Genomic DNA, 23,260 nt, shown 5'->3' with positions numbered 1-23,260 from the left:
GTAACTTTGGACACAGCGCCGGGTCAGGCTGCGAGCGCTTCGAAACGCGCTGGCGGCAGTCGGCTTCGTTGCGCCTGGTGACACATTCCTTCGCGCCGGCAACTTACGATGCACACGACCTCATTACTGTAACGCCTTTAGACTGCGATGCCTACGGAGGCCAATGCCATGAGACCAAAGGTTTCGAACTCCCCCAGCATTCCGAGGGAATCAGATACAAGGCAGGAAAATTTATCGGCATCGTCTTCGGTAGCTTCGCAACCGCGAGCCGTGTCTCGACCAGCAGGGATGCTGGGGAATATCCAGCCGCGAGCAAATACCCGATCGGAGAACACCGCGGCCATAGGTTCCAGCTCCATTCGGCGGTCGGGCAATTTCATAAACCTTTCCCGCACGCCCGTCAGGTCCTCTGCATTCTCAGGGACCGGCACAGGTACGCTTAGTCAACCTGCTACGCAACCGGTACCAGCGCGGCCTCAGCGCCTCGCCGGGTCCCAGCGGGAAGTTCGCACGGTCGATTACGACTTTGCGAGGAAAGGGCCATCTCGGGAGGCAATCGCCTACCATCCCGTTGGTGGCCCCGATGCGAAGGCCCTGCTCGAACAGCGCGAGCAGCAACAGCTCTATCTGCAACATACCGCCAGATATTCACGCGCGGAAGTGCTAGACCTTGCGACCACCAACGTGCTTGCAGGGAAAAAGGGGCATCCGAGGGCGCTCGCCTTTCTGGATCCGAAGGGCAAGACAGATGTGTCGCTGTTTTTACTCGGTCGATATGTGGACGCGCTCGACAAATGCACGCTGCGCTCGGGGGACGGCCGGCACGAGCCTCTGCAAGACCCGCAGGTGGAGCAGCGCATAGAGGATGTGGCGCACTACTTGGTCAAGGCGGAGTGGTTGAACGGTGGGTCCGTTTATCACCTGGCCCACTTGTCGAACCGGCTGAGCAAGTTCGAACGTCTTCCCGTAGCTCTAGGTGCAATCGAAAAAATCGCTCGCGAGGTGAAGGACCGTGGGGCCGACGCGGACTTTAGGGATCCAAAGGTGACGGCACTTCTGCTCAACGCGTTTTCCAAGCTCCCGAGCGAACCGCGTAATGCTGCACTATCCCATGTCGCAGATGTTCTGCTGGAAGACGGGAACTGCCTCGATAGACTAGAAGGGCAGGGCCTCAGTATGGCACTCAATGCATTTTCGCAAAGTGCTGATATTCCCCAATGTGCGCAAGCGGCAGCGTATCTTGCTCAGCGTATCGTGAGCACGCCGACGTTAGCGACGACACTGGACGCGCAAGGCGTAAGCAACGTGCTCGGCGCGCTTGCCAAGTGGCCGGGAGATCCTTTGTGCGTGGCGGCAACCGAGAATGTCGCCGCACGCTTGAACAGCAGCAGTACGATCCTTACCGATCTTTCCCCGCAGGGTGTTAGCAACGCGCTCGCGTCCGTGGCGCGAGACGGACTCAAGGATCAATCGCAAACGGGGTTACGGCTTCTTGTCGGGCGTCTGCAAAACGAACCCGCATTGCGCAGTAAGCTGAGCGCACAGGAAGTCGCCAGCGTACTCAATATCGTCAGCAAACGGCCTTCGGCGCGCCCCTGTATCGAAGTCGCGCAAGCGCTTGTTGACCGCCTCAAAAACGAGCCAGCATTGCGGGAAAAGCTGCAAGAGCAGTCCCTTGCGAACGTGTTGACTGCCCTGTCGAAATGGCCGGAGCGGGCTGTCCAGTCGATCGCGAGCACGCTTGCTGGGCGTATCGTTTCTAGACGCGACCTTCAGGTCGGCTTCAATGAACAGGAGGTCAGCAACGTATTAGGTGCGCTGTCAAAATGGCCGGATGTGCCCCATTGCACGGAAGCCGCGCTCACGCTCATTCCGCGCATCGCGACCGATCCGAGCGTCGTACGCTCTTTCAACCAGCAGGAGGCGGTTCAAACGCTCAATGCATTGCGGGCGTGGGCGAAGGACCCCGGCTGTATACAGGCGGCTCGCGCACTCGCGGGCGTTCTCGTGCCGAGTAAAAACGATCAAGGTCCGTTAGCCCGTGGCCTCACTGGGGGCCACGTTAGTTTGACAGCGAATGCGCTCAGTTATTGGCCAGAAGACGACCAGTGCCGCGATGCGGCACTTACTTTGATTCGCCGCTTGCGTGCAGAAGGCGACCTGGTGAAGCACCCGTTGGATTCCCTCAATGCGCTTTCTGCAATGGCGCGGCTTGCACATGTGCTGGAATTCCCCGATGGGGCTCGCGAGATCGCCCAACGCTTGCGCAGTGACGAGGAGGCAATCGCTACTGCCGGAGCACAGGAAATTTCAGGGATGCTCGTAGCACTGTGCAAATTTCCGCAGTACGACTCGTGTACAGAACTTGCTGCCGCATTAACCGAACGCATCGTTGACGATGCAGAGTTACGCAAAAACTTTTCTGCTCATCAAATGAGTGGAACGCTGAACGCGCTCAGCAAGATGCCGGATCTTCCACGTAGTGCCGAAGCTGCTCGGGAGTTGGCAAGGCAACTCGATCAAGACAGGTCCAAGCTCATCGCGATGAACAGCGAGGACGTCAGCAACACGCTTAACGCCTTGTCCCATTGGACCGCCGAGCCGACCGCTCTAAAGGTCGCCGGTGCGCTTGGTCAGCGGATCCATGAGGAAGATGGTCTTTGCGCTAAGTTCAACGATCAGGGACTTTCAAACACGCTCGTCGCGCTAAGTAAATGGCCTGACGATGAGCAGTGTGTTGCAGGTGGGCGGGCGCTTGCCGAGGCGCTCATCGAGCGCCGCGCCGAATTTGCCAATCCGGACAAATTTGAAGCGCGTTCGCTTGCTACGATCGCCAACGCGTTGAGTCGCTGGCCTCGTGAGCCGGCATGCACCACCGCTCTGCAGGCCATCGCCGAAACGCTATCCGAGGGCAAGCGGCAATGGAGCGAGTTCAACATGGTGTCGCTCTCGCAACTCGCGAATGCGATGTCACGCCTCCATTCGGCCGATGATAGTGCCGACGACCTACAAGCTCTTTCGCAGACATGTTTGCACATGCTCGCGGCCCATCTCGACACGCACAAGAGCGAGCTGCTCGGAACAGCTTCCGTCAAACATATCGGCGTTATCTTCAAGGCGCTGGGTTCGGCCAACATGCAGAAGGCGATGAAGCCACTCGTCCCGACTGCGCTTGGACGCGTCCATGCGTTGATCGACACGGACGCCCTGCGCGGCGAAAACCTGGAGTCGCTGGGAACACTGTGCATGGGCCTTGTGCCGGTACAGCGAAGCCCGGAACTCGTGCGTCATCGCAAAGCCGCGCTAAAGCTGATGGATCGCCTGAAGCCGATTGCGGATCGTAAGATCCAATTGTTGTTGGACCAGGAAGATTCCACACTAGGAAATAGTCGAGAGAATCAGTCTGCTACGGGCGAGCCGGCAGAACAGTTCGATACGCGTCGCCCCGCCCTGACTTTCGTGCACATCCTGAAGTCGTTCGCGATCACGCAAAGCTTGTGGAAAACGCGCTGGGTAGACGCGCCACGTACCGAGGTGGCACAGCAGCGTGCTGAGCTAAAAGGTTGGGTCGAAAGCCTGCTTGAGCGCACGCGCAACACGGTCACCACCGATCTGCAGGAGATGAGTTGGAATCTCATTGCGCAGATCGAAGTCGGCGACGACATTCTCAATGCGCTAGATGTTCGTATGCGCAGAGACGAAGCTTTGTTGACGGCAAAGAGCAAACCAATTCCGCTCGACCTCGATAAGCTGCAGGCGAGCATGAAGACGAAGCCGGGCACGCTACGTCCGGTTCAGCCAGGAGAAGGCTCGCCGCACTACACGCTCATTGATATGACCGGCAAGACGTTGAGGAGCGACGAGTCAGAAGGCGGGCCCCAGTATTCCTTCTACTCACGCTTGACAGGCCAGCCTGTGACAGAAGTCAAGCTACCGGGTCCTTTGAGCCCCTTCATGCTGGCGCGCACGATCAACCACAACGGCGAGCAGTGGCGCTTTGATATGTTCGGTGGCAGCCATTTGAAGGTGCCGAGTATGCGTCCGCAAGCTATCCTGGCGGGTTCAAAGCGTGGATACGGCCGGCTTCCAGCTATTCGGTACTCGGACAGCGCGCCGACGAGCCCATTTATGAAGCTGGTCTCAAAGCTGGGACCGCAGCGAGAGGATTGGTCGCGAATTCAGCGTTCTCTACTCGAGATCGTGCCCGCCGACCACGCCGTAGAAGGGACAGTGAGGATTGGCTGGTTCCCGGACGTGCCCGGACCGGAACATCCGTTCAAGCCGGTGGATCCCGCCTCCGGCAAGGAAATAAAGCTATGTCCGAACGACGGTTGCGGATTCTTGCGCTACGAGGCTGCCATACAGATTCCGGTCGTGGCCGAGCTCATCAATGCGTGGACCGCTTGTCGAAAGGGTCACGCTGACCAAGCGCAGCGCAAGCTGATCGAGTCGTTCAAGCAAGAGCCCAGTTACATGGCTCCCCAGGCGCTACAGCATTTTCCACGCGACGAAGCAGCGGTCAAGGAGGCGAGCGATCTTATCGAGGAAAAGCTGAATGAACTCGCCAAGGTAACGACGGGTGTCGGCAAGGCACCGGTGCTCGACGTGCGCATGCCTGGTCCTCTGGCTCCGGACAACGTCACAAAGCTTGAGCAGTATCGATTGCTCGTTAACGGCGGCTACGAAGGGTGCAAAATCCGAGCGGTGCCGTCTGCCGACGACGACCTCCACCTACCCCGGCAAAAGGGCGAGACGTTCGACAAAAAGGGCGGTGCCGTCCTACTGGGGAAGCCGCCGTACGACAAGGAAAACTTGTTGCCTATTGAGGAAGACCGTGTGAAGACAATAGGGGCCGGCGATGTCACGGCGAAGTTCCTAAGCAACGACTGCTTTGCGATCCAATATAGCTATGCGGGCTTCGATGACGCCAAGCAGTCGGATGCAGACATTCTCCATTGCAAAGGGATGCTCATTATTCCGCCGAAAGGATCCTGGCCACAGGCGTACCAGCACCTTGATCTAGCATGTTCCACGGAAGACATGAAGACGCTATCTACTTGGGCGGAATCTCGAAACCGCCCGCAATCGCCCACGTCGATGACTACAACGGGGAGCCTTCGTGTGAAGGATCTGCTGTTGCCTGGCGAACTAGGCGCGGTGCCGATCAGAGAGTTGCGTAAGCGGGACATGGATACCGATGGAGATGACGCATATGTATTTGCCGGTTATCCCAAACTTACCGAACACATCGCGAAAGTTGTGGCGGATCGCGCAGATCGCAAGGGCGTACATCGCTCCTTTAAGCCGCCGAAGACGGCACAGACGGCCTTTGATTCGGATCGCAACTACCACGCGGGGCGGGCGCGAAACATCATCGACGCCCAACAGGGAGATGCGCTCGTAGGCAAGGCCAGCATGGCGGCCGTCCGCTTTATGGCGCAACCTGAGGCATTGCGTCACAAAATGGCGGAGGACTGGATGTTCGGTACCTATGACGGTATCGAGCGCGATCTTCGCAATGCGTTGCAGGATCTGATTTCGGACAGCAGCCCGAATCGCGCGATGCTCGACCAGCAGTTCGAGGCGGCGCAGCAGGCCGTCGAGGCGGCTCATCATCCTGTCGCCAAGGAGGTCGCTGAACTGTTGCACGGGGCCGTCGCCGATTGGAGGCGGACGCTGGGTGGAGAGAAGGCAACGCCAGCCGTTTCGACCGGTGCTGAACTGCAAAAACGGTTTCCAGAATTGGCGGAAAGCTACGGCAAGGCCCAAGCGCCCGTCGATCGAATCGCCGCAATCCTCGACCACTATCCGGTGTGCCGCCTGCCGGCATCGAAATTCCCGCAAGGGCAACCTGGCTACGTGAAAGGAGAAATCGAACTTACCGCGCGCAATCTGCTAACGCTGGCAGTCAAAGTGGGTACTGATGCGCTCAAATCGAACACCGGGACGGAGACCTTTATGTCGGTCATGGCGTTGTTCGAACGTGTCGAGAAGCAATACGACGAACGTGTCAGGACGGTTCCCTACGGAAAACAAACAGCGCGCCTGTTGCGTGATGACCGCTTCGATGCCGATAGCGCGTTAGAACAATTGCGTAAGATGCCTTCCATGGCTGCAGCCGTCATGGAAACCTCGATCGAGCAGCAGCAGCGCTTCGGTCTGCTGGCGCGATCACTCACTCCTCGTGAGCGCATCGCGCAAACTGCGTCACCGGCAGAGATCGACGCGGAAGCAAAGCGCATCCGAGCCACCGCTGCGCGTGTTGAGGAAACCGTAACGCCTTTAGTGACCAATGTTGTGGGCAAGATCGAGGGCGGCAGTTTGAAGAATATGGAGCACCGGCTCAAATCCGTAGGTTCGCTGCAGGAGAAGTTGAAGCGTTTCATCGGAGTGCGCAAGCTATCGCTCGCTGAGGCGAGTGCCGGCGTGAACGACGCTGTGCGATATTCCGTGGTGTTGGATTCGGCTACGTTTGCCAAATCGTATGACCGGGCGATCGCTGAGCTGGCGAAGAGCGGAATGGAGCGCGTGAAGGTTGTCAACCATTTCAGAAAGCCGTCGGAGGCGTTCAACGCGGTGTCGGTCACCTGCGAACTGAACGTGCCAAACGATCAGGGTAATGAAGAACGCCGACTCGTCGAGATTCAATTTCATACCGCTGAAAGCTTTGAGCTCAAGGAGGCTAACCACGACCAGTACAAGTTATCACATGCGCTTGAGCTGGACGGCCGGCACGAGGACCGAGCGAAGTTGCTCGCGGGCACGCTTGAGAAGGCGAAGGCGATGCCAAAGCCGGAGGGATGGCTAGAGATCGATGACTGGACTCGAGAGGTTGCCCGTCCAAAGGAAATCAAGCCGAAGGCGCCGCGTTTGGGTGGAATGGTTGCGTCGGGGCCGGCGAATCAGAGAGCTCGGGCGTTGGCGAACTCGGCCTTGCAACTGGAGAAGGTGTGCACGCCGACTGTTGAGAAATTGGTAAAACGCGTCGGCGGCGAATGGGCAGAGGGGGAAAAATGGCGTGCTTCATTGCTGAAGAAGGAGACATCCATCGCGCGCAAAATCGACCTGATCAGACGCGAACGGGGGCTGACTTTGGACGAAGCGGCCCAGCACGTGCACGACGCGCTTCGCTATACGGTGAAACTGAAGCCTGAGTCGTTTACTGCGTCCGCAAAACGACTACTCGAGGACTTCCCCAAGAACGGCTTGGAGGTGATGCGGGTTCGCAATGCTTTCGTCGAAGCTGACGGTACATATCGCGGAATTAACGTCGGGCTGCGGACCAAAGACGGCAAAGATCTTGAGGTTCAAATCCATACTGGTAAAAGCTTTTACGCCAAGCAGAGGAATCACAAGTATTACGAAAAATTGAGGTCGCTTAGCAGCACGATTGAGGCTGGCAGCGATCGGGCGGACGGCAATGATATCGCTGTCTTCGACGCGGAGCGCGCTCGCTTGTCGGATTTAATGCGTTCGCAGACTGCGAGCGTCGAGATGCCGGCTGCTGTTGAGACAATCAGATCTTTCCGGCGCTACTAATTACGAGGCGGTTTCAAAACGAACCGGTACTGCCACCATCCAAGCCGCGGCGCGAGAAGAACCCGGGACGCCTGCCTGTTTCGAATCGCGCCGCGCTGACCGGTATCTTGTTCGTTCTCGAGACGGGGCTTCGCTGGCGCGACCTGCCGGCCGAGATGGGGTGCGGCTCGGGCGTGACATGTTGGCGACGACTACGCGACTGACAGGCGGCCGGAGTGTGGGACCGCTTGCACGAGCTGCTGCTCGCGAAGCTGCGAGCAGCAGACCAGATCGACTTCTTGCGAGCCGCTGTCGATTCGTCATCGATTCGCGACCTTGGCGTGCAGCTTCGCGATATGCCGCTTGTGCTTTCGCGCCCGTTGCGCTTTCACCAGCTTTGCTACCGTGGGCGGCTACCTCAATCGTCACAATGATCCTCCACCCGGCGCAACCGTCATCTGGAGAGGCTTCCTCGTCCGGCAAGAAATTACCGAGATGTTGCGCATCTTTAATCCAGGTCCGTAACTTGTGGGTAAAACCCAGCCATCAATGGCGGGGTTTCTCGGAGCAAATTCTGATGAATACGGCGCACCGCTGCCAGCACCATCGCGTCGCGATTTGATCTGCCTTGGCGCGACCGGTCGTCTGTGTATTGCCGACGAGCGGTGTTTTCGCGCGGCGGAAAATGCCGGTCAAAAAAAATCCCGCCCGGACATCGGACGGGATCGTGCGAGCTTCAAACGCCCCGGGGGGGCGGATGCGTTCGCGTTCAGAGACCTTGCGCGAGGAATTGCTCGGCGTACTTGTTGCGGTTTTCCATTTGCGGATCGGTGGCCTGTTCGTAGTCCTTGTCCCAGACCAGTGCCGCTTGTTCCGCCGTCGTCGTCTGCTTGATGTCCGTGATCGTCTTGCTGTACGTCGTGTCGAGTTCCTGATTCATGAAGCCGATGTTGGCTTCGAGGCTGCCCGGGTCGAGCCCGTGCTCCTTCGCATAGTTGATTTCGCCTTGTTTGCGTGTGCCGCCCCATTGCGCAAGACCCCAACCGTTGGCGTTGTCGTCCGCGAAGTTGCCGGAGGGCGCGCCGGTCGCTCCGCCTTGATTGACGTTGCCTTTCAGCCCGCTTTCCTGCTGCAGGTTACCGAGCACGCCGGCTACCTGCGCGTCGGTCAGGCCGTAGCGCGATTTGAGGTCCTGTGCGATGGCGTGCGCGGCGTCGCCGCCCGATACGTTGGGCAGCGTGTTGCCGCCGCCACCGCCACCGCTTCCACCGCCGCCTATTCCCGGCGACGCGCCGCCACCGCCCTGGCCGCCACCGCCGCCACTCACGCCAGCGGGTGCGGCGCCGCCACCGCCGGCAAAGGCGGGCGGCGCGGAGTACGAAGGCGTACCGCCGCCGATGCCGCCCACACCACCGGCATCGCCTGAATTCTGGCTGGAGGGATCGAGAATCTGCTTGATTTCTTCGATGAGCAACTCGAGCAGTTGTGCGAGCTGCGATTCGTTCGTGCCGCCGATGCCGCCGACATCGTCGATGCCGTTCAGATAGCCGGCGTTATAGCCTTGCACTGCTGTGGTGGACATGATTTTCTCCGCGTGAGAATGACGGTATTCGTCAGTTGCTGGTGGAGGGCCGATAACGGCCGCCTGCCAAACCTAATTTATTGCCCGGCGCTTACAGCGCGTTGACGGATGCGAAGTCGTTGTCGGATTGCCGAACTGCCGAACCGGGTGGCGGCCGCGATGCCGATGCAAGCGGCTTGCGGCAGGCGAGCCGCCGCCGATGCGGCCACCTGCGTGAACCTTCATCGTTTCGCGTGCTCGGCGCGGCCCGCGTGCTCAGGAGGTCGAGCGACGCATCACGCTCAGTTCCGCCGCGTTGTCGGCGCCGATCGTTCGCCCCTCGTTCGACCGGTTCGACGGGCTCGACGTGCTCGCGGCAAACGGCAGGCATCCCGCGATGATGAGCAGTGCGCCCAACGCATTCTCCGCGAAGCTCTTGGTGCCGGCGGACCAATCGCTTCCCTCCACGGCGTGATTGACCACGGCGGTGGCGGCATAAAGGGAGAGGAACAGGCTGAGACGCGCGATTCCCGCGCCGGCCGCCTTGTTCCCGAGCTGCTTGACCGTGCTGGTTTCGGAGGTGTCGAGCTTGCCCCAGCTCACGCGCAGCGTCTTCAGTTCATCGAGCGCCTTGCCCGTGAAGCCGTGCGTCGAGATTTCCGAGGCCACGCGTCCCCCGATCGCATCCAGCCCCTCGCCGGCGGCATTCGCTGCCGAATAGCCGAACAGTCCTTTGATCGCTGCGTTGGTCTTCGTGTGGTGAATGAGGCTGTCGACGTAGGACGGGGCCGACCATTGCGAGCTGCCCTGCGCGGTGTTGACGGCGAGCTGGTTTCCGAAATACGGAACGCCGTTGAGCGTCTGGCCTCTGACGGGGCGCTCGTAGCCTGCGTCGTGATTGCCTTCGAGCGGGCGGAACACGTTGATCACATCGCGCGCCAGGTATGCGTACGATTTGATCGCGCTAGGCAGTATGCTGGAGAGCTGCCCAAGATGCCCGTTGCCTTCGTCGTTCTTGCCGGTATAGGCTGCGGCGCCCATCGTCACTATCAGCGACAAGATCTGCGCAACGTGGCCCGTGTAGGTCTTGTTGTCCGCGGCGCCGGTGTGATGCTTGTGCAACATCGCGGCCAGGTTGCCCATCGCCGCCGCTGTGAACAGCGTGGCCGTAATTGCGCCGCGTGTTTCGGGCCCGGCGCCGGTCTTGTCGAGGGCTGCTTCGGCCGCCATCGAGCACAACTCCCGGAAGAGCGTGGCGCCGCCGGTTGCGACGAATTCATGACTGAACGCGTTGACGAGGTTGGCCGTCCACCCTTTGAGCGGTTGCGCGGCGCCGTAGGGGTTCTGCGTCAGCATGTCGCCGATGTTCGAGATGAACGATTGGATCTGCCTCGGCCGGGACAGCGCGGCCGACAGGTTGCTGGTGATCGAGGCGGCCGACGCCGGACTTATGTCTTCGGTTACCGCGGGCACCGATGTCCTGGCGGCGGCCAGCGTGCGGGTTTCCGGTGCTGCCAGGGACGACGAGCTCGGAGCGCTTGCTTCGGGCGGGCTTTCCGGCTCTTGACTGTCGATGTCGTGCGCGGCGAGGTGAGGCGCCGAGAAGCTGGTTTCCTTATCGAGCGGCAGTGGGCTGCTCGAGCTGGACGTCGCGGGCATTTTGCCGGCAGCGCTCGTCCCTGCCTCTTTCACGAGCGCCGGCGACTCTTTCGGGAGCGGCACCGGGCTGGCCGAACGGGACGTTTCGGGTTCCGATTCGGCCTCGCTCGTCGTCGCGGCTGTCAGCCCCGAGGCTTCCTTCTCGTGCGGCAGCGGGCTGCCCGAACGCGACGTGGCCGGTTGCTTGCCGGCAGCATTCGTTTCCACTGGCTCTTCATGTCGAACGGACGCCGCACTCTCGCGCTGCGATGCAGGCGTGTGTGGCTGCGGTTCCTCGTGTACGGGCAAGTCTTCGCTCGACTGCCCGCCCCCCGACAAGTCGAGCACCGGCACTGCCTCGTCTCCCGGGGCTGCACGTTGAGCGCCCAGCTTGCCCGAACCGGGCAACGACCGTGAGCCTCCACCTGGGCGGCCGATCGCGGAGCCTGACGGCGACGACGCGCGCGCAGGCAGCGAGCTGCGCCTGACTGGCGCCGGCAGCGGCGACGATGGGGGCTGCGCCGTCCCGGCCGGTTGCGATGTTGTCGAAAGCGGGCCCGCCTGCGCCGGTGCATGGGTGCCGGTGTGCGCCGGCAAGGCGGGTGCATTGCTCAGCGCGCCGAGCAATGCGCCGCCGGAGGGGCGCGGGCCGCTCGTCGATGCGCTTCGTTGGCGCGGGGCCGGCGCGGGCTGCGTGTCGTTGCGCGGGAGGTCGAGCGATGATGACCGTACTTGCGTGCTGTTGCTGATCGTCATGACGTTTCCTTTCGGTTGATTTCGATCGTTCGACGTCGCCTCGCGACAAAGGCCTTGATGGACTGACGCGCTGCCTCATCGCGTCCAGGCGGTCGACGTGCGTTCGCCCGTCGATTCCGTCTTCGCGCTTTGCGAACGTGGGTTCTCGTGTTGGAAAGGTAAAACGACATAACGGTGACAGCCTGCCGATTCCGAAGTGGCGTGCAAAAAAACGCACGTCGATGCCGGCGCCGGTGCTGCGACCGCGGATCCATTTGCGCACTTCATCGCATTTGACGTTTGCCGCATGCGCGCTTCGCAATTTCGCTCGCCGCGTCGCGTCGCTTGCGTTGCGCAATGTCGTGGCGCATAAGCTTGTGCTTGCATTCCTCGATATCGCTCCGCGTGAGTGGGATGCGGGGACCGTACCGCGCCGACATCGAGCGATGTTGCTGGCGACGGAAATCGTCATGTCACTCAAGGAGTTCGCCATGAACAACATAGGAATTCGACCGGGGCTCGTCCAGTCCCGTATCGCGGAGTTCGAGAAAGGGACGAAGAACGGTGCGACCGACGGCGCACAAAAGCAAGCGCCCGCGCGCAGCAAAGGCCAACTGGACGGGCTATCCAGCTTCAAGGGGGCCGACGGCGCGCCGCCACCTCCGCCTCCGGCGCCCCGCAACTTTGCCAGCCTGCCGGGGCGCGCGGGGAACGTCGGTGCACAGTTTCTGAGTTCGGCGCTTCATGCCGGAAGTCACTTTCTGCCGCCCGGCGTCGCGTCCACCGCAATGCATGCGGCGGGTGACATGATGCGTCCATCGGCCCTCGGTGCAGGGAATCCCGTGACGCAAATGGCTGCGATGCAAAACGACTTCATGCAGCAGCAAAGCGAGATGACGCGGCTCAACAACGCGAACACGTTGGCGGCCGCTGTCAACCAGCAGTCGCAGGAGCTCACATCGGCGCTGGCGTCGGTGGGTAACAAGGGTGCCAGCAACATTTCGAACGCCGCCAAGGGGCAGTAACGGCTACGGCGGGCCGCCGCGTTTTCGCGCGCGGCTCGCGAACGCCCCGGTCTGATCGTCCACGCTTCGCTCCTGCTTCGTCCCCGCTTCGCGCTTGCCTCGGCGCTCGCCATACGGGACGACTCCCTCATGCAACGTCGCTTTCTCTCTTGATGACGTTCGCGGGCAGCCGGATCTCCCCGGCTGCCGCTGCTCGTCCTACTGCCCGTCATCCGCCAGCTTCATGCGCTCGACGATGCTTTGCACCGAACGCGCGTAGCGGTCGCGCTCGGCAGGTGTCTCCGAATGGTAGGCACCGATCGCCGCCCAGTTATTCCCGTACTTGACCATCATCTTGTGCAGGTGCCACGCAGCCACGTACACGCTCAAGCATGGGTTCATGAGGTCGTCGGCCGAGACGCCGTAGCGCGACAGCAGCGGAAGGTGAATCGAGTTGATCTGCATCATGCCGTAATCGGTCGAACCGTTCCGGTTGCGATGGAGCGCGTTCGCGTTGCCATGCGATTCTTGCCACGCGATCGCGCGCAGCACGACGGGGCTCACATGTTGATAGGCGGCGGCCGCCGCAAAGCAGTCGGCGGTCTGCGCGCGCACTTCGGCGGGCGCCGCGGACAGAACGGCAAGCGCCAGCGCGAGCGCCGGCTTGGGCGTGAATAGTCGCATCATGGATCATCCGGTAAGAGAAGCGGTGCGGGAATCGCTTCGCACCGACGTGGGAATGAAAACGCCGTCCGACCCACGCGTGTGCGTTTCGTCGGACGGCGTTGGCGGAAAAAAGCCGTGGGCCGGCCGTGTTACCGATCGGTGGTGCAGGCGCTTTGGCGCCGCACACCGCTGCCCTCAGCGGCCCATCGTCTCCGAGGGCGCTTCCTGGAACACGCGCCGGTAGCCGTTGATCAGCGTCGAACGATGGCGCACCCCCCACTTGTTCGCGACGTCGAGCACGCGCGTGGCCGGTGCGCCGTCGTCGAGCAGATCGTCGCGAATGCGCTCCATCCGCTGGCGCCGGATCAGCTCGCTCGGCGATAGCCCGAGGTGGTTCTTGAACGCTGCCTGCATCGCGCGCTCGGTCACGCCCACATGCGATGCCACTTCGCGCACCGAAAGGTCCTTTTGGTCGAGGTTGTCCATCAGGTAGCGATAGGCGCGGCGGTATTTCGCCGGCAGGCGGGCGCTCACGTCGTCGGAGCGCTGCGCCGTGCGCGATGCCTGCATGTGATCGGCCGCGGCGGCGGGCATCGACATGTCCGCGCGCACGTGCTGAATCGACGCGAGCGCGTAGCGGCCGTAGAACTGTGCGAATTCCTGCGTGCGCATCTGCTGCTGCATGATCTTCGCGCGGCAGTAGAGGTAGTCGAGGTACCAGCGCGCATGCTGGCTGCCTTGCGAATTCGCCGCGCCGGACGCATCGAGCATCGCTTCGGCCAACGGCGTCGCGTGGCCGGCGATCGCGGCCAACGTGATTTCGAGGCACAGGCTGCGGTGATAATCGTTGAGGCCGGCCTGGCGGCTCCAGCTCACGTGTTGCTTGAGCGTTTCGCCCGCGCTCGTCCGGCCGTCGGCCAGCGAAACGAGCCGGTTCAGGTGCGAGAGTCGTTCGGCCAGCAGCGGCAGCACGGTCCCGGCGGGCTGCGAGCCGGGTACCGGTGCCTCGCTCGACTCGAACTCCCCGATAGCCGAGCGCCAGTAGATGTGGTCGGCGAGTCGCTCGGCACCGTGCAGTTCGTGCTGCGCGAAGAGGTCCCGCCGCAGCGCCTCCACGAGGTAGCTCCAGCGGCGATCGCCATGCGTTGCCGCCAGCGCGGCCAGCTCGCCGAGGCGATGGCACGCCGCCTGGATCAAGCCCAGATGAAACGAAACGAGTGTCGCACCGACGAGGCTGTCGAAACGTTGGTGCGGCGTGGCCGCCTTTTCCTCGCCGACGCGCTTGAAGCAACTGAGCGCGACGTTGAACTGGTTGCGGAAGAAGGCTTGCCAGCCGGTGTTGCGGCACGACGCGATACGCAGACCGTCGCGTTGGGCGCGAATGGCTTTTTGCGCGCGGCGATACGTTTCCTCCGCTTCTTCATGGCGGCCGAGCATCAGCTCGAGGTCGGCGCAGACTTGCAGTTGTGCGTAGCCGGGCTGAGCTTGCGCCGTGTCGGTATCGGCATGGCGTGCGGCGTGGCGGACAGCGTCGAGAAACTGGCCTTGGAGCATTTTCGAGACGACGTCCGCAGGGGTGTCGTCGAAAGCGAGGGCCGAGGCCGCGGCGAAGTAGATCGTCGAGAACATGTCGTGCTCCTGATTCAATGAGCGATGCGTTAAGCGGCGTGAAACGATTCGTGAAGCAGTGAGCGCATGTTTTCATCGCGGGCCGATTTAGGCTCGTGTTTGTGATGGTTTGTTACCTTCGGCTTGGCATCGGCATTTGCCGGAGAGCGGGGCGCCGCGGTGGACTTTCACGCACGAGCGGGAGGCCTGCATCGCTTTTTTTGATGATTTTTTGTTACGTTTTCCGCCGCCGTACGCTGTTGGCGCGGTGCACGGCACCCAATGGGCGGCTCGCCCGCGAACGTCGCCATAGCACATGTTTGTATCTGGCATATTTCTGCGGGCGGCCATTCCGCGATTCGCGCCGAAACGTCCAAAAAAAATGCGGCGACTGCCGCAGCGCCATGCTGGGCGGGGCTTGTGACGCGAAGGCGACATTCTTGCGCCGGTGCCTGTATCATCCATGCTGGCCGAGAAAGGATGATTTTCCAGGGGTATTTTTTTACTTAAAGGTGCGGTGTACTTTGCCGTAATTACCCATTGGGCTGTAGCTATCCTTACAAGTCGGTATTGTTTTCTTGCATACTTGCTTTCGAATTCCGGACGCCATTCGGTACTGCTTCTTTTAGGGCAATTATTGGCGTTTCCGGAACAAAGCGAGGGGTCGGCTTGCCGTTGCTCGGTTTGTTCCGGCAGGTGTAATGGTTCAAGCAGAGTGAAAAGAACGTGGCAACAAAAAAAATAGAACTCCCGGTCCATCCGAGGTGCGTGAGCGACAACAGGCGGAGCCGGCCGAGGGCGAATGTTCGGATAGCGGCGATGCCGCCGGCAATTCGGGCGCTGCTGTGCGGCGTCTGGTTCGCCTGCACGGTCGCGCACGCTTCCGATCAGCAAGTAATCGTCGACGGCGGGCAGCGCCTGGGCGGCGTCGTGCGCACGGGCGGCCACGACGTTCCGTTGCTGCGCGCGCTCGAGCAGATCATGCCGACGAGTTACAGCATCAATGTGCCGAACGCGGGCGCATGGGCCGACGCGTCCGTGAGCTGGCGCGCCGGCTCGTCGGTCGTGCACGCGCTCGGCGAGGTGCTGTCGGTCGATCCTGCGCTGCAGGCGCGCGTCGATACGGATATGCGTTTGCTCACGGTGACCGCGCATGCGCGGCGCGCAAACGTTGACGCGCCGCAGCCTTCCTCGCCGGCGGCCGGCGCGGCGTCGCGCATGAACAGTGCCGCCACGAATGCGTCTTCCACCTTGCCCACGGGCGCGGCGGCGATGGCTCCCGCGGCGGCCCCTGCCATTGCACCGGCGCAGCCCCTGGTGCAGGCGCGCGTTTCGACGTGGATACCCGCAACACCGGCATCGGCTCGCACACCGGCGGCAGCACTGGCGGTCCCGCCCGTGCCGGCACCGGCACCCGCGCCCGCGCCCGCTCCGGTGATGTCGTCCGCACCGGCGCCCGGGCCGGCCATGCCGGCACCCGCACCCGCACCCGCACCCGCTCTGGCGATGTCGCCCGCACCGGCAGCCGGGTCGGTCATTCCGGCATCGGCACCGGCACTTGTTTCAGCACCGCCGCGAGCGCAGGTGCCCGCGCCCGCAAAGCGTGACGCCATCGAGCCCCCGTTGCTCGCCGCCACGCAACCGGCGTCCGGCCCGGCCTCCCCGGCGCCATCGTGGGCGCCCGCCGCGACTCCGGCGTTCGTACCCGCGGCGGCGCCCGAGCGCACGGAGTGGCAGATGCGCCTGTCGGACGGCTCCGTGCGCAATGCGCTCGCGCGCTGGGCGAGCGAAGCCGGCTGGCAATTCATCTGGGACGTGCCGACCGATTTTCAGGTCGACGCGACGGCCACGATACACGGCACGCTCGCCGAAGCGCTGCGTCAGGTGACCAATGCGCTCGCCGGCTCGCAGGTGCCGATTCAGGTGGTCTTGTACCAGCGCAACCACGTCATGCGCGTCGTTCCCAAAGGAGCAAGTTGATGAGCGTCCTCCGTCGTCCTTTCGTCATCCTGGCCGCATGCCTGTCGCTGCTCGCGGGGTGCACCGGTCTCCTGGACAAGATCGAGCGCAGCTCGCAATCCGATACCGCGCGTGCGGGGCAATTGCTCGGCAAGCTCTCGAACGGCGATAACCGCGCGGTGCCGGGCAGTGACGACGTCGTCGTCAAGGACGAACTCTGGCTTTCGGGCAAGACGATCAAGATCGCGACGAAATCGACGCTGCCGAAGCTCTTCGACGAGCCGGCGAGCTTCGACGGCACGGTCGATTCGCTGCGCATGTTCGCCGATCGCATTTCGCGCCTCGCGCACCTGCCGGCCAAGGTTGCGCCGGGCACGAGCGAAGCGGCCGCGCGCGCGACGCAGACCGCGGTCGATACGGGGGGCGCCGGAGCCTATCCCGGCGTGCCGCCGCTGCCCCCCGGCCTGCTGCAGGGGCCCGCGCCGAGCACGAGCGCCGCGACGATGGCCGCGCGCGTGCCGAGCGTATCCTCGCCCGTGCGCATCGCGTATTCGCGCGGCACGCTGCGCGGGCTGCTCGACACGGCGTCGGCTCGCTTCGGCGTCTATTGGAAGTACGAGGACGGCGCGATCGTCTTCTTCTACACGGCCACGCGCGTCTATCAGGTCGTCGCCATTCCGGGCGACTCGAAGCTGGATACGAACGTCGTGAGCGGTGCGAGCAACAGCGGCGGCGCCTCGAGCAACAGCACGGGGGCCGCGGGCGGATCGGGCGCCGGCGGCGCGGGCATCGGCGGCGGAGGCGGCGGGACGTCCGGTTCGCCCTCCGTGTCGTCGGACAACACCGCGAATATCACGATGAACGCGCAGCTCTCGGTGTACAACGGCTTGCAGACGGCGATCAAGGCGATGCTCTCTCCGGCAGGCTCGGTCATCACGTCGCCAGCCACGGGCTCGATCGCGGTCACCGATACGCCCGATGTGCTCGAGCGCGTGGGCGAGTTCATGGAGCAGCAAAACCGCGTGCTCGCGCGGCAGGTGCTCATCAACGTGACGGTGCTCTCGGTCACGCTTTCCGCGGCGGACAGCTACGGCATCAACTGGCACGCGGTCTATCAGGCGCTCGGCACGCAGTTCGGCATCACTACCGCGTTCACGAGCATGATCCAGAACCCGAGCGAGCTCTCGGCCTCGGTCATCACACCGTCGAGCCGCGCGTCGAGCACGACGGCCGTCATCGATGCGCTTTCGACGCAGGGTACGGTGCACCGCAAGACCTCGGCCTCGATCACGACGCTCAACGATCAGCCCGTTCCCGTGCAGGTGGCCGAGCAGCAAGGCTATCTCGCGCAGATCTCGACGACCAACACCGTCAACATCGGCAGCCAGACGTCGCTCACGCCGGGCACGATCACGACCGGCTTCAACCTCACGGTGCTGCCGCACATCCTCGACGACGGCACGATCATGATGCAGTTCTACAGCAACATTTCGTCGCTCGTGAACCTTGTGCCGTTCGGCCCGGCGAACCAGCAGATCCAGCTGCCGACCGTCGATACGCGCAACTTCCTGCAGCGCATCGCCGTGAAGTCGGGGCAGACGCTCGTCATCAGCGGCTACGAGGGCATCACCGATCAGGATAACCGGCAAGGCGTCGGCCATCCGTCGAACTACGCGATGGGCGGGTTCAACGCGTCCGGCACGCGCGAGGTGATCGTCATCCTGCTCTCGCCGATCGCAATCAACGGCGCTTGAAGCGCGCTCGGGCACAGGATCCTTCATGGCGACGCAAGTCATCCAGATCGGCCGGCAGCGGTTCATATGCGGCCTTTTCTGGCAATCGCTGTCGCGCCGGCACGCGCTGCGCGCGGAGGCCGTGGAACTCGCCGCGCGCCTGAATTTCGATGCGATGGTGCTGCGTATCGACCGCACCTTCGCGGGCGCGGGTTTCGCGAGCACGCGCGAGGGCGCGCAACTGGGCTTGCCGTCGCTCGGCGCGCTCGTGTCGAAGACGATCGCGGCCGAAGGCGCGTTCTACGACGGACGCCAGCAGCCGGCGCCCAACTGGCTCGGTGCATTCCATCTGCCCGACGGGCGCTGGGCCTATTTCGCGGTGCGCGACGGCGCATTCCTGCCGAACGGCGATCGGATCGGTTCCAGCGAAGAAGTGTTCGAGCGGCTGCACAGCGATTACAGCCTCGGCGGCTGGAACGTCGTCATCGGCGATCCGCAGCTGGAAGTGCAGGGGTTCCACAACTTCTACGCGCGGCGCATCGAGGACATGATCCCGCGCCGGGGCGGCAAGCCGCATTTGCCGCGCTGGCTCAATCTGTCGCGTGTCTCGCGGCGCGCACCGCGGCGCGAGGTGCTGCTGGCCGCCGTCGCGATCGTGGTGGCGGCAGCGGTTGTGGCCGGCATCGTCGCGTACCGGCGCCACCGTTTGGAACTCGAGCGGCAGCAGGCGTTCGAGCGGATGCGCGCGGAGCTCGCGCTGCATCCGCCCAAGCCCGCGGCACCGCCCGAAGCCGCGCATCCGTGGGCCGGCGAGCCGCGGCCCGATGCGTTCGTTCGCGCGTGCGTCGATCACTTCACGCACATCGCGCCGGGCGGCTGGGAACTCGACGACTACGTTTGCCGCGCGTCGAACGTCAGCTACAGCTGGTCGCGGGACGGATCGAACGTGGCGATGCTGATGGCGGCGGAGCCGCGCGCGACGATCGACGGCAACGGCGAGCATGCGAGCTACGTGGAACCGCTGGCATTGCCTGCGGGGGGAGACGAAGTGATCGATGGCGTGCGCGGCGTGCGCTTGCGCATGCTTTCCGCGTTCCAGTTGCTGGGCATCGGCCTGACGTTCACGCTGCAGCCGGCAAGCGCGCCGCAGCGCAGCCTCGCTTCGCAAACGCTGGACCGGCTGCATCCGGGCGGCGGCCCGCCCCCGGCGCCGAGCTGGCAGACCTGGCGCATGTCGGCGCAACTGGGCGGCGTGCGGCCCGACAGCCTCATCAGGTATCTCGACGAGCCGGGCGTGCGCGTCGAGACGCTTTCATACAAATCCGGGCAGTGGACGCTCGACGGAGTGCTCTATGAGAAATGACGATGCATTGACTGTGCTGGTGCTCGCCTGCTGCTGTGCGTGGCCGTTGGCCGCGTCCGGCGCGGCCAGCGCCGCGGCTGCCACGGCCGCCGCGCCCGCTGAAGCGGCGCCGCGCATGAACGTCGTTCCGACACCGGCCGCCGTGCAGGCAGCCAACGAACTGATGCGGCTACAGGAGGAAACGATGGTCCTCAAGGCACAGCTGAAAAAGCTCGATGCGCAGGCGCAGGTGGCGGAGCGGCAAGAAGCGCTGCACCGGATGGGCAGTACCGTCTCCTCGTATTCGGACGTGTCGCTCGTGGCGACACAAGGGCTCGGCAAGAAGCTCAGCGCAACGGTGGCGACGAGCGACGGCGCGGAGTTCGACGTCGGGCCCGGCGATACGCTGCCCAACGGCATGCGCGTGGCGGCCGTTCGCCCGGGTGCGATCGTCCTCGCATCGCAAGACGGACGGCGCACGACGCTGACCGTCTCCGCGAGCGCGCGGCAGCAGCCCGCGCGCAACGTGGCGTCGACAGGCTCGCCCGGCGTGCCGCCGGTGCCGACGCTGCCTGCCTTGCCGATGCCTGCGAGGTGATGCCATGAGTTCGTCTCCGACACCTCCGGGCAAGACGCCCACAAGCGTGACGCCACTGATTCTCTCGCGCGCCGTGAAGCCGGTCGAAACCGATCCGTCTGTTACGCAGGGTCAGCCGGCGGCCGCGGCCGGGCCGGCTCTCGCGCCTGTTGCGCGGCCACGCGAGCCGGTGCTGAGCGCCGTGGCCGCTGCCGCCGCCGCTTCGGTGCAGCCCGCGCAAACAGCGTCGCAAAGCCAGCCGCCGGGGCAGGCGCTGCCGCTCGCCGCAGTGGCACGCCCGCTTTCCGACAGCGGCGAGTTCGCCGCGAGCGAGGAGGAGCGCAAGTTTCTCTGTCTGCTCGACGACGGCACGCTGCTCGTTGCCGAAGGGCACGAAATGAATCCGTTCGTGCTGTCGTACTGCGCGAGGCTCGAACGGCTCAATTGCCACTATACGACGCGGCTCGTGACACTCGATGCGATCAGACGCAGCTATCAGGGCCCGCGCCGCGACGGCAGTGCCGAGCGCATCGATCACACGCGGATGCAGGTCCTCGCGAAGAACCTGATCGCGCGGGCGTGCGACGAGCGTGCGTCGGATATCCATATCCGTGTGAACCGCTTCAGCACGGAGATTCTTTTTCGCATCCACAACGAACTCGTGCGCATTTCGGAGCAGACGCGCGAGTACGGCGAGCGGCTGCTCGCCACGCTTTATGCGGCGATGTCGAGCGTATCGGACAACACCTACAAGCCGAACGAACGCCAGGACGCGGCCATCGGCGATCGCGACAAGCTGCCGGACCGGCTTTTCGGCGTGCGGATCGCGACGGCGCCCACGAGCGTCGGCAGCGTCATGGTGCTGCGGCTGCTCTACAACGATGCGGGCGAGGCGACGGCCCTGACCGAGCTCGGCTTCACGGTGGCGCAGGCGAACGCGTTCGAGCTGCTCGCGCAGCAGCCGCACGGCATGAACATCATCAGCGGCCCGACCGGCTCGGGCAAATCCACGACGTTGCAGCGCGTGCTGACGAAGCAACTGTGCGAGATGGCCGGCTCGATCCACGTCATCACCGTGGAAGACCCGGTGGAGTACCCGATCGAGGGCGCCGTGCAGACGCCCGTCGTCAACGCGCCGACGGAAGAGGCGCGCTCGCTCGCGTTCGCCGCCGCGATCGCGAATGCGATGCGGCTCGATCCCGATACGATCATGATCGGCGAGGTGCGCGACCGCGCATCGGCGCAAAGCGCGTTGCGCGCCGCGATGACGGGCCATCAGGTCTGGACGACGGTGCACGCGAACGGCGCGCTCGCGATCGTGGACCGTCTCGTCGATCTCGGCTTGCCGATCGCGATGGTGACGGACGAATCGCTCGTCACGGGGCTCATCAGCCAGCGGCTCGTCAAGCTGCTGTGTCCGCACTGCTCGCGCCCGCTGGCCGAGGCGATGGCGCAGCTCGACATGGGGCTGGTCGCGCGCGTGAAGCGGGCCGTCGGCGCGCGGTTCGACGCGGTGCGCGTGGCCGGGCCCGGTTGCCCGCATTGCAAGAACGGCACGGTCGGCCGGACCGTGGTGGCCGAGATCGTGCGCACCGACGCGACGGTTTGCGAATTGCTGCGCGCCGGGCGCAAGCCCGACGCGCAGGCGTACTGGCTCAGCGAGCTCGCGGGGCAGACGGTCGCGCAGCACGCGCTCGAAAAAGTGGCGGCGGGCCTCATCGATCCGCGCATGGCGGAGCGCGTGGTCGGCCCGTTCATGCAGGGCAGCGGGGGGCGGCCGCAGCCGCTCGGAAGCGGCTATGGCACTTGAGCTCAACCGGCGCTGGGCGCGCCTGCAATTCACGACGCAGGCGCGCCTGCGGCTCTATCGCAAGATCGCGAAAATGCTCGCGAACGGTTTGCCGTTGCTCAAGATTCTCGAGGAGCTCGAGTTGCGTGCGTCGCACGAGGGCCGCAAGCCGAACGAGCCGCTGGCCTTGACGCTTGCGGACTGGCGCAGCGTCGTGCAAAACGGCGGCATGCTGGCCGAGGCGATGGCGTGGTGGGTGCCGCATACCGAGCAGATGATCGTCATGGCCGGCGAGCAGTCGGGACGCCTCGAGGCCGCGCTGCTGAACGTGTGCACCGTCGTGCAGTACAGCCGCCGGATCCGCACGGCCATCGTCGGCGGGTTGACCTACCCGTGCGTGATCGTGGCGATGACGATCGGGTACGTGTACCTGTTCGGCAAGCTCGTGATTCCGCGCTTCGCGTCGATCGTGAGCCCCGAGCGCTGGCACGGCGTGGCGAAGTCGCTCTACGAGCTGTCCCGGTTCGTGCAGGGCGGCATGATCTACTGCCTCGTGGTGCTCGCGATCCTCGTCGCGGCACTCTTTTACTCGATGCCGCGCTGGTCCGGCAACGTACGGGTCTGGCTCGACCGCTACCCGCCTTACTCGATCTATCGGCTCATTACGGGCTGCGGTTTTCTCGTCGCGTTTTCGTCGCTGCAGGCGGCGGGCTTCACGGTCGAACGCTCGCTCGCGCGGCTGGCCACCGATGCGAAGCCGTGGCTCAGGCAGCGAATCGACGACATGCTCTTCGGCGTGAAATCGGGGCTCAACGTCGGCGAGGCGATGAAGAACGCCGGCTACCGGTTTCCTTCCGAGGAGATCGTCGACGATCTGTGTGTGTATGCCGAATACAAGGGCTTCGCCGAGGCGCTGCACGCGATCGCCAGCGAATGGATGACCGACGGCGTGGAGACGATCGAGGCGCAGATGCGCGTGGTCAACGGCGCGGCGATCGTCGTGCTCGCGCTCGTGCTGTCGTGGCTCATCAGCGGCTTCTTCGGAATTCAGCAGGAAATTGCGGCTTTGGCTCGGAGTCTGCATTGAGCGTGCCGTGTAATGACGTGCAAGCGCAGTGCGGACGCAGTGC

At 63.7% G+C, this 23,260-nt stretch carries 13 protein-coding genes and 1 pseudogene; 9 read left to right on the top strand and 5 right to left on the bottom strand.

Going from position 1 to position 23,260, the window contains the following annotated elements; genetic code table 11:
* Positions 1-288 precede the first annotated feature (288 nt).
* Both xopAD and ABIC50_RS15485 read left to right on the top strand, forming a co-directional pair.
* The gene (xopAD, locus tag ABIC50_RS15490) at positions 289-7,539 is read left to right on the top strand and encodes a XopAD/skwp family type III secretion system effector (protein WP_354165145.1); all 7,251 of its coding nucleotides are present in this window, start codon (positions 289-291) and stop codon (positions 7,537-7,539) included.
* Positions 7,521-7,880 (top strand): annotated as a pseudogene (locus tag ABIC50_RS15485) (transposase); the annotation flags it as partial. The gene xopAD and the pseudogene ABIC50_RS15485, both read left to right, overlap by 19 nt.
* Before the next feature lie 407 nt (positions 7,881-8,287).
* On the opposite strand, the gene ABIC50_RS15480 reads toward ABIC50_RS15485, so the two are convergent.
* The gene (locus ABIC50_RS15480; RefSeq protein ID WP_175737093.1) at positions 8,288-9,100 is read right to left on the bottom strand and encodes a phage tail tip lysozyme; all 813 of its coding nucleotides are present in this window, start codon (positions 9,098-9,100) and stop codon (positions 8,288-8,290) included.
* 255 nt (positions 9,101-9,355) lie between these two features.
* Entirely contained in the window at positions 9,356-11,473 is a 2,118-nt protein-coding gene (locus ABIC50_RS15475; RefSeq protein ID WP_354165142.1) for a hypothetical protein, read from the bottom strand.
* A 137-nt stretch (positions 11,474-11,610) separates the two neighbouring features.
* On the opposite strand from ABIC50_RS15475, the gene ABIC50_RS15470 reads away from it, so the two are divergent.
* Positions 11,611-12,477 carry a hypothetical protein gene (locus ABIC50_RS15470; protein WP_354165139.1) on the top strand — a complete coding sequence of 289 codons (867 nt, stop codon included), beginning with the start codon at positions 11,611-11,613 and terminating at the stop codon, positions 12,475-12,477.
* Positions 12,478-12,675: 198 nt separating this feature from the next.
* Here the strand turns inward: ABIC50_RS15470 and ABIC50_RS15465 are convergent, their stop codons facing one another.
* The 3 genes from ABIC50_RS15465 to ABIC50_RS15455 form a co-directional block, all read right to left on the bottom strand.
* A complete protein-coding gene (locus tag ABIC50_RS15465) occupies positions 12,676-13,143 on the bottom strand; it encodes a lytic transglycosylase domain-containing protein (RefSeq protein WP_354165136.1) in 468 nt (155 codons plus the stop codon).
* 174 nt (positions 13,144-13,317) lie between these two features.
* Positions 13,318-14,751: a helix-turn-helix transcriptional regulator gene (locus tag ABIC50_RS15460; RefSeq protein ID WP_354165133.1), complete on the bottom strand. Its 1,434-nt coding sequence runs from the start codon at positions 14,749-14,751 to the stop codon at positions 13,318-13,320.
* Between the two features lie 87 nt (positions 14,752-14,838).
* Complete coding sequence (locus tag ABIC50_RS15455) at positions 14,839-15,489, bottom strand: hypothetical protein (protein ID WP_354165131.1); 651 nt, start codon at positions 15,487-15,489, stop codon at positions 14,839-14,841.
* 9 nt (positions 15,490-15,498) lie between these two features.
* Between ABIC50_RS15455 and ABIC50_RS15450 the strand changes: the two genes are divergently transcribed.
* From ABIC50_RS15450 to ABIC50_RS15425, 6 genes are all read left to right on the top strand, one after another.
* Positions 15,499-16,710 (top strand): toxin co-regulated pilus biosynthesis Q family protein, encoded by a 1,212-nt coding sequence (locus ABIC50_RS15450; RefSeq protein WP_354165128.1) that lies wholly within the window; start codon positions 15,499-15,501, stop codon positions 16,708-16,710.
* Positions 16,710-18,443, top strand: coding sequence for a PilN family type IVB pilus formation outer membrane protein (gene pilN, locus ABIC50_RS15445; protein WP_165754144.1), 1,734 nt, complete (start codon positions 16,710-16,712; stop codon positions 18,441-18,443). The genes ABIC50_RS15450 and pilN overlap by 1 nt, the downstream gene beginning before the upstream one ends.
* A gap of 25 nt (positions 18,444-18,468) precedes the next feature.
* Complete coding sequence (pilO2, locus tag ABIC50_RS15440) at positions 18,469-19,785, top strand: type 4b pilus protein PilO2 (RefSeq protein WP_354165125.1); 1,317 nt, start codon at positions 18,469-18,471, stop codon at positions 19,783-19,785.
* 115 nt (positions 19,786-19,900) lie between these two features.
* Positions 19,901-20,362 (top strand): type IV pilus biogenesis protein PilP, encoded by a 462-nt coding sequence (pilP, locus tag ABIC50_RS15435; protein WP_354165122.1) that lies wholly within the window; start codon positions 19,901-19,903, stop codon positions 20,360-20,362.
* A gap of 4 nt (positions 20,363-20,366) precedes the next feature.
* Positions 20,367-22,151, top strand: a complete 1,785-nt coding sequence (locus ABIC50_RS15430; protein WP_354165119.1) for a GspE/PulE family protein — start codon at positions 20,367-20,369, stop codon at positions 22,149-22,151.
* Positions 22,141-23,217: a type II secretion system F family protein gene (locus ABIC50_RS15425; protein ID WP_011660767.1), complete on the top strand. Its 1,077-nt coding sequence runs from the start codon at positions 22,141-22,143 to the stop codon at positions 23,215-23,217. The genes ABIC50_RS15430 and ABIC50_RS15425 overlap by 11 nt, the downstream gene beginning before the upstream one ends.
* Positions 23,218-23,260: the final 43 nt, after the last annotated feature.

Source organism: Burkholderia sp. 567, assembly GCF_040545115.1.
GTDB lineage: Bacteria > Pseudomonadota > Gammaproteobacteria > Burkholderiales > Burkholderiaceae > Burkholderia > Burkholderia ambifaria.
Note: the sequence above shows the minus strand (reverse complement) of the source record. Positions and strands in the feature narration are given on the sequence as shown.

Coding starts and splice junctions, on each gene's coding strand:
- ABIC50_RS15480 (WP_175737093.1), bottom strand. CDS start 9,100: ATGTCCACCACAGCAGTGCAAGGCTATAACGCCGGCTATCTGAACGGC.
- ABIC50_RS15425 (WP_011660767.1), top strand. CDS start 22,141: ATGGCACTTGAGCTCAACCGGCGCTGGGCGCGCCTGCAATTCACGACG.
- ABIC50_RS15465 (WP_354165136.1), bottom strand. CDS start 13,143: ATGATGCGACTATTCACGCCCAAGCCGGCGCTCGCGCTGGCGCTTGCC.
- pilP (WP_354165122.1), top strand. CDS start 19,901: ATGAACGTCGTTCCGACACCGGCCGCCGTGCAGGCAGCCAACGAACTG.
- ABIC50_RS15455 (WP_354165131.1), bottom strand. CDS start 15,489: ATGGACCGGGAGTTCTATTTTTTTTGTTGCCACGTTCTTTTCACTCTG.
- pilN (WP_165754144.1), top strand. CDS start 16,710: ATGAGCGTCCTCCGTCGTCCTTTCGTCATCCTGGCCGCATGCCTGTCG.
- ABIC50_RS15430 (WP_354165119.1), top strand. CDS start 20,367: ATGAGTTCGTCTCCGACACCTCCGGGCAAGACGCCCACAAGCGTGACG.
- ABIC50_RS15475 (WP_354165142.1), bottom strand. CDS start 11,473: ATGACGATCAGCAACAGCACGCAAGTACGGTCATCATCGCTCGACCTC.
- ABIC50_RS15460 (WP_354165133.1), bottom strand. CDS start 14,751: ATGTTCTCGACGATCTACTTCGCCGCGGCCTCGGCCCTCGCTTTCGAC.
- xopAD (WP_354165145.1), top strand. CDS start 289: ATGCTGGGGAATATCCAGCCGCGAGCAAATACCCGATCGGAGAACACC.
- pilO2 (WP_354165125.1), top strand. CDS start 18,469: ATGGCGACGCAAGTCATCCAGATCGGCCGGCAGCGGTTCATATGCGGC.